The sequence below is a fragment of the Acaryochloris sp. IP29b_bin.148 genome (genome assembly GCF_028285565.1).
Lineage (GTDB): Bacteria > Cyanobacteriota > Cyanobacteriia > Thermosynechococcales > Thermosynechococcaceae > Acaryochloris.
Genome location: NZ_JANQOY010000189.1, coordinates 1 through 5,619, shown reverse-complemented (window position 1 = coordinate 5,619; position 5,619 = coordinate 1). Strand labels below are relative to the sequence as shown.

Genomic DNA, 5,619 nt, shown 5'->3' with positions numbered 1-5,619 from the left:
TTGCCAAGTTTCGCTGCTGGTATTTGCACGTGAGGTTCTGAATCCTCAACCCTAACCCTTGACCAAGATACCTGAAGACTGGCTGTCATGAATGGAATGGACCATAATTACACCTGGCCTTTTTGACGCAAGGAATAAAAAAGGTGTTCCCAGGACGGCAAGTCGGTTTTCTATAATATGAGATACTTCACTAGCCTAACGGCAGTTTCCCTTCATTGCTTAATATTCTTGGGCATTCATTTTTAGACTATGCAAACCATTGATACTCCCTCGGCAACGGCGGCATCTCAACCCCTACAAATTGGCCATAAGCAATTTCAGTCGCGGTTAATGACGGGCACGGGGAAATATGATGACTTTGAAACCATGCGACACAGCATTGCCGCCAGTGGGTGTGAGATTGTCACCGTGGCCGTGCGCCGTGTCCAAACGAATGCACCAGGACATCAAGGATTAGCAGAAGCTGTGGATTGGACGAAGGTGTGGATGCTACCCAACACTGCCGGTTGTCAAACGGCAGAGGAGGCCATCCGGGTGGCGCGCTTAGGCCGAGAGATGGCGAAGCTATTGGGGCAAGAGGACAATAACTTTATCAAGCTAGAGGTAATTCCCGATTCCAAGTATTTGCTGCCAGATCCGATCGGCACGTTAGAAGCTGCCGAGCAATTGGTGCAAGAAGGGTTCGCGGTGCTTCCGTACATCAATGCGGATCCTCTCTTAGCCAAACGGCTAGAAGAAGTGGGCTGTGCCACCGTTATGCCCTTGGGATCACCCATTGGCTCGGGGCAAGGGCTCAAAAATGCCGCCAATATTCAGATCATTATTGAGACTGCGACGGTACCTGTGGTGGTCGATGCCGGGATTGGTTCTCCGAGTGAAGCAGCTCAAGCGATGGAGATGGGGGCTGATGCCGTGTTGATCAATACTGCGATCGCAAAAGCGCATGATCCAGTGACGATGGCAACGGCGATGGGAATGGCGACCCACGCCGGACGATTGGCCTATCAGTCGGGGCGCATTCCAATCAAAGCCTATGCCAGTGCCAGCTCTCCCCTCACGGATCGAATCTCTAGCTAATCGGTTGGGAATGGCCCTGCTTATTAAAAAAATCTAAAGAGATGAACTGATGCTCTGGGTTCCTGTACGGGGATTAACAGGGTCCGGTATGAAGTGATCGGGGTCTTCAATAGCCAGAGAAGGGGTATTCTCCTACACCTAAGCGATCTAAGGGAGTCTGCTATAATTCGTAAAACTTAATGAACTTTCTTTAACTATGCCCTATACCACTGAAGACCGAGGACTGGTCAATAACTTTGCAGCAGAACCGAAAAGCTACGCCGCTGAACCAGCGACTGGCAAGCAAAAAACCATCAATATGGCGCTGACCGCAGCCGGTGTTGTCCTAGTGGTCGGTCTGTGTGCCGTTGCTGCAACGCTGTCCTAAGCTTAGTTTGAGTGATAGGAGCAAAACGTCTCAGCTCTCAACCTGAGCTCAGTGGTTTAGGTTAGAGAGTTGTTCAGTTATTCGTTACTTGAAGACCCCGTTCGGCATCACGGTTTGATGATAGATTAGGGCTGAGCAGCGTTAGCCTGCTTGCGTTTTGAGCCCCCCAGTTCTGTCTTTTGTTCTAAACCTATGCCAGAAGAGCAGCCTAACCCCTCGGAATCAAAAGCCGATAATCAAGAACCCAACGCGGGCTTGAGTCAACCGCAAGCTTCTGGTTCGGGTCAATCTCCAACCCTTGATGTTCCTGCTCAGGCAGAGTCAACCGCTACAACTCCTGACTCGTCTGTAAAAACGGAGTCTATAAATCCCCCCTCAAATGCACCGAGATCGGCTCCCAAACCCCAGCGTGAAGAGAGCAAAGGGCCGGCATCTGCTGCGTCTCCACCCAGTCAGGCTCGCAAACCTAATGATGTACCGTCCAAAACAGCAAGGCCGACCTCTGGGCAAGGGCCAAAATCTAAACCAGCCAAAGAGTCCAAGTCTAAAGCTGATGATGCTCAGGATGCAGCCGTAGGTGATTCCAAAATTGAAGCGGTTTTAACCCAGCTTGTAGGGGCTGTGGGTAAGGTCCTCGGAGCCATCCTCTCGGCCATCGGTAATCAGGTCCAGAAGTCATCGTTTTACAGCAAAATAGAGCCCGTTGTTAAAGTCATTCGGTTGCTCTGGAATAATGTCATTGTTTTGATTGGCAATGTGGTGATTAAGCCGATCTGGGGCTTGGGCCTGAAGGTTCTGCGAGGTCGATTTCCAGAGGCATTAAAGTCATTCTCAGATCGATTTTTAACGATTGTTATTCTCAGCTTGGCCACCCTGATCTATTGGGTCGTCTCATCCCTGATTCCACCCAGTCAGCCTGCCGTTCAGCAACCACCCGCTCCTGCCCCGGTCGCTAAAGCGCCGGCAGCCCAGCCCGCTGCCCAGCCCACCCCTGTCTCGCCGCCACCCTCAACGCCTGTCGCTGAGGCCCCAGTGGAAGAGCCACCCCCTCCAGAGCCAGAGCGGAAGCAGATTATTGAGGTCCAATCCCAAGTCGCTCAAGTGTTTGATCAGTATTCTCAGGATATTGTGCAATCCGTACAAGCCAATTTCCAGGCTGAACGGTTGGTGATTCAGGTCAGCGATCGCTGGTTTGAATTGTCCCGCTCAGAACAGAATCAGTTGGGAACGGATGTGTTGGAACGCAGTCGTAAGCTTGATTTTCCCAAACTAGAAATTCGAGACCAGGCAGACCAGCTACTGGCCCGAGAGCCTGTGGTGGGGCCGAATATTATTGTGCTGCAGCGGCGAACAGCACCCCCCGAATTAGCGCCGGATAGTCCTGCTTAAGGTTACGATTTCATACCGATTAATTCAGATGTACCTGCATAAATGAAGTAGGTATAATTTTGCCTGTAGCAACATCCGGTGGAGATGACTGTGCAGATAGGGCACTCGCTATCTTAAGATTTGTAAAGGCAGGCAATGGAATCTCTCTGACTTAACACCTGTGTTGGACACCGTTGTCATCTATCTATTCTTAACCTATTCCTTGATAAATCGTGAGACAGCGCTTAACGGAAGGCAATATCAGTGCCCAATTGTTCAAGCTTACCCTTCCTTTGGTGTGGGGAATTTTGGCAATTGTCGCCTTTAATTTAGCCGATACCTACTTTGTGGGGCAGCTAGGGACGCAAGAATTAGCGGCCATGAGCTTTACCTTCCCGGTTGTCAGCACCTTTGGCAGTCTAGCGATGGGACTGGGCATTGGTGCAGCTTCGATTATTGCCCGCGCCATTGGTGAGGGCGATCAACTCCGTGTTCAACGCTTGACCACCAACAGTTTGACCTTAGCTCTCGCCATTGTGGGGGTCTTTATTGTAGTGGGTCTCTTGACCATCGATCCCCTCTTTACAGCACTCGGTGCAACACCCGATATTCTCCCGTTCGTGCGAGATTATATGCAGATCTGGTACCTAGGCATGATTTTCTTAGTCGTGCCCATGGTGGGGAACAGCGCGATCCGGGCTGCGGGGAATACGGCCACGCCCAGTATGATCATGATTGTTGCGGCTGGCATCAATATTGCCCTGGATCCGCTGTTTATTTTAGGAATGGCTGGATTGCCCCGTCTAGAGTTACAAGGTGCTGCCTTAGCAACGGTGATTTCACGGGCCTTGACGTTGATGGCATCGCTTGTAGTCTTGCACTACAAAGAGCACCTGCTCTGCTTTCAACGGCCCAAACTCTCGGCCATGCTGAGATGTTGGTTAGATATCCTGCACATTGGCATTCCGGCTGCCATGACTAGTATGATTACCCCCATTTCAGTGGGCATGATCACTAGCCTCCTAGCCACGTATGGAGAAGAAGCGGTGGCTGCCTTTGGGGTAGCGTCGCGAGTAGAGTCTTTTGCCCTAACCGCACTATTTGCGCTTGCTGCCAGTATGGGGCCTTTCGTTGGCCAGAATTGGGGGGCCAAGGCTTATGGGCGGGTCCAGCATGCCTTGACCGTGAGTTTTCAGTTTTGTTTATTTTGGGGCATGCTGATGGCCGTTGTGTTAGCGGCGCTGGGTAAGCAACTGGTCATCTTGTTTAATAGCAATCCAGAGGTGGTTGCGATCGCAGCCCTCTACCTGCTAATCGTCCCAATCACCTATGCACCCGCTGGCATCATTCAAATTTCTAGTGCAACGTTTAATGCCCTGGGCAAACCCCTCGCGTCAGTCATGATGACTAGTATGAGAATGTTTGTTCTGTACATTCCCTTAGCGTATTTAGGGGCTCATTTTTGGGATATTCAAGGGGTTTTTGTGGCTACGGGACTGTCTAACCTCCTCACTGGCATCGGGGCTTATCTTTGGAATCAAAGAACCTGCAAGCTCCGACCTGCTTTATCTGAATCAGCGCTGTGACCGTGCTGGCGCTGCAGCAACGTATGCTACTGCTGCCGAGACGCAATCACAATTTTGGCACAAGCCTCGGCATCAGACAGGGCTTGGTGATGCTGTAACGGAATATCCAGCACTGCACAAACATTAGGTAATTTCGTAGGTCGAATATTCCAGGTGTCCCGGGCCAACTGGACAGTACAGAGAAAAGGCAGCGGCATGGGATCGATTTCCGCAGCCTGACAACAAGCATTCAACACCGATCGATCGAAATTGGCGTTGTGAGCAGCAACAAAGTCACTGCCAACAAACTTGGGTTGGAGTGTTGGCCACAGTTCCGCAAAGGTTGGATGGTGTTTCACATCGGACCAGGTAATGCCATGAATATAGGTGAAGTGGAAAGCTTGACGGGGTGGACGGATCAGAAAGTGGGACCGATCAACAATCTGGTCATCTTCAACTCGAATCACACCAATGGCACAAGCACTATCTCTTTTGTAATCTGCTGTTTCAAAATCAATCGCTACAAAGTTGCCTGAGGTTGCCTTTGTTCGCATAGCAGTAGGGGATCTGTGACAGCCATCTTATTGTAAGAAAGACTTTCGGTTTAACCAACGTCACAGCTTGAGCGACTCGGGCATCGATTATAGGCCGCAGCACAGGTTTGGATAAAGGCCAAGAACTTGCTTGATGATATAGCTATCAAAAAAGGTCAACTCCTTTACCACGTGAGTGGTTGATTTTCTTTGTGCCCATACTTGGAATTGCCATATATATCTTCACAAGCTTCTACTTAAAAGCATTGAACCTCACTCAAGGTTTAGTTTATAGAAGAGCCTCCGATTGCTTTTCTATGATAAGAGAAATAAATCCTATTTTTTTCTATCATCAATGTCAAAAAGCATGTAAGTGTTTTTACTGAGAATGATATATATTTAAAAACATTCGCGACTATATATGAATAAGTTTTTGGCATAAAAATATTTACGAGTTCACGAAAATCTGACTCGTAAGATGGCTTTCTTGATTTTATAGCTCTTTTGAAGGGCGTTTGATTGGCGTTTGATGTTGAGATGCTAATCACTTTTTGGGCAACTCTTTTTACATAACCAGAAGGATAAAAAAATGGAAATGGCATCGTTAGTCTATAGACAACATCTGGAATCGAGAGGATTTGGGAAAAAGGCATGGTCCTTTGTTCGACAGATGCTAATTAAGTTTTTCAGTGACCCTACATGCTCCATG

At 49.1% G+C, this 5,619-nt stretch carries 5 protein-coding genes; 4 read left to right on the top strand and 1 reads right to left on the bottom strand.

Annotated elements, in window-relative coordinates:
* Window positions 1-249: 249 nt before the first annotated feature.
* The 4 genes from Q0986_RS17160 to Q0986_RS17145 all read left to right on the top strand — a co-directional run bounded on the left by Q0986_RS17160 (window position 250) and on the right by Q0986_RS17145 (window position 4,398).
* Entirely contained in the window at window positions 250-1,077 is an 828-nt protein-coding gene (locus Q0986_RS17160; protein WP_299413254.1) for a thiazole synthase, read from the top strand.
* A gap of 196 nt (window positions 1,078-1,273) precedes the next feature.
* Window positions 1,274-1,444: a ssl1498 family light-harvesting-like protein gene (locus Q0986_RS17155; RefSeq protein ID WP_299413251.1), complete on the top strand. Its 171-nt coding sequence runs from the start codon at window positions 1,274-1,276 to the stop codon at window positions 1,442-1,444.
* A 192-nt stretch (window positions 1,445-1,636) separates the two neighbouring features.
* Window positions 1,637-2,833 (top strand): hypothetical protein, encoded by a 1,197-nt coding sequence (locus tag Q0986_RS17150; RefSeq protein WP_299413248.1) that lies wholly within the window; start codon window positions 1,637-1,639, stop codon window positions 2,831-2,833.
* Between the two features lie 212 nt (window positions 2,834-3,045).
* Window positions 3,046-4,398, top strand: a complete 1,353-nt coding sequence (locus Q0986_RS17145; protein WP_299413245.1) for an MATE family efflux transporter — start codon at window positions 3,046-3,048, stop codon at window positions 4,396-4,398.
* A 26-nt stretch (window positions 4,399-4,424) separates the two neighbouring features.
* On the opposite strand, the gene Q0986_RS17140 is transcribed toward Q0986_RS17145, so the two are convergent.
* On the bottom strand, window positions 4,425-4,931 hold the full coding sequence (locus Q0986_RS17140; RefSeq protein WP_299413243.1) for a 3'-5' exonuclease: 507 nt from the start codon (window positions 4,929-4,931) through the stop codon (window positions 4,425-4,427).
* Between the last annotated feature and the right edge of the window lie 688 nt (window positions 4,932-5,619).